This is a genomic window from Nocardia sp. NPDC060220 (assembly GCF_042727815.1).
In the GTDB taxonomy this organism is placed as follows: Bacteria; Actinomycetota; Actinomycetes; order Mycobacteriales; family Mycobacteriaceae; genus Nocardia.
In genome coordinates this window covers 1,671-2,988 of the sequence record NZ_JBHWZY010000833.1, presented here as the reverse complement: position 1 = coordinate 2,988, position 1,318 = coordinate 1,671, and the positions used below count along the sequence as shown (strand labels likewise).

Below are 1,318 nucleotides of genomic sequence, written 5' to 3'. Positions count from 1 at the left end.
GGGTGTGTTGTTTGAGAACTGCACAGTGGACGCGAGCATCTTTGTTAGTAAGTGTTTAAGAGCGTACGGTGGATGCCTTGGCACCAGGAGCCGATGAAGGACGTAGGAGGCTGCGATAAGCCTCGGGGAGCTGTCAACCGAGCTGAGATCCGAGGATTTCCGAATGGGGAAACCCAGCACGAGTGATGTCGTGTTACCCGCATCTGAATATATAGGGTGTGTGGAGGGAACGTGGGGAAGTGAAACATCTCAGTACCCACAGGAAGAGAAAACAACAGTGATTCCGTGAGTAGTGGCGAGCGAAAGCGGATGAGGCTAAACCAGTTAGATGTGATAGACGGCAGTCGTTGTCTAGCTGGGGTAGTGGGAACATTCTTCTCAACTCTGCCGAGTTGAGCAACAGTAAGAAACCAAGTGGTTAGTTGAAGTGGTCTGGAACGGCCTGCCATAGACGGTGATAGTCCGGTAAACGAAAACTTCTTGGCTGTTGTGGATGTCTCCCGAGTAGCAGCGGGCCCGTGAAATCTGCTGTGAATCTGCCGGGACCACCCGGTAAGCCTGAATACTCCCTGGTGACCGATAGCGGACTAGTACCGTGAGGGAAAGGTGAAAAGTACCCCGGGAGGGGAGTGAAATAGTACCTGAAACCGTGCGCTTACAATCCGTCAAAGCCTTCGCAATCTTGATTGTGTGGGGTGATGGCGTGCCTTTTGAAGAATGAGCCTGCGAGTCATCGGTGTGTGGCGAGGTTAACCCGTCGAGGGGTAGCCGTAGCGAAAGCGAGTCTGAATAGGGCGAAATTTAGTCGCACATTATGGACCCGAAGCGGAGTGATCTACCCATGGCCAGGGTGAAGCGACGGTAAGACGTCGTGGAGGCCCGAACCCACTTAGGTTGAAAACTGAGGGGATGAGCTGTGGGTAGGGGTGAAAGGCCAATCAAACTCCGTGATAGCTGGTTCTCCCCGAAATGCATTTAGGTGCAGCGTCACGTGTTTCACATCGGAGGTAGAGCTACTGGATGGCCTAGGGGGCCTACAAGCTTACCGAAGTCAGCCAAACTCCGAATGCCGGTGTGTGAGAGCGTGGCAGTGAGACTGCGGGGGATAAGCTTCGTAGTCGAGAGGGAAACAGCCCAGATCGCCGGCTAAGGCCCCTAAGCGTGTACTAAGTGGAAAAGGATGTGGGGTCGCTTAGACAACCAGGAGGTTGGCTTAGAAGCAGCCACCCTTGAAAGAGTGCGTAATAGCTCACTGGTCAAGTGATCCTGCGCCGACAATGTAGCGGGGCTCAAGTACACCGCCGAAGCCGCGGCATTC

Annotated in this window: 1 rRNA gene (running past one end of the window); it reads left to right on the top strand. The window is 54.0% G+C overall.

The window, feature by feature from the left end:
• Nucleotides 1-45 precede the first annotated feature (45 nt).
• Nucleotides 46-1,318: ribosomal RNA gene (locus tag ACFWF3_RS30400) — 23S ribosomal RNA — on the top strand (its annotated part continues 1,670 nt past the right edge of the window); the annotation flags it as partial.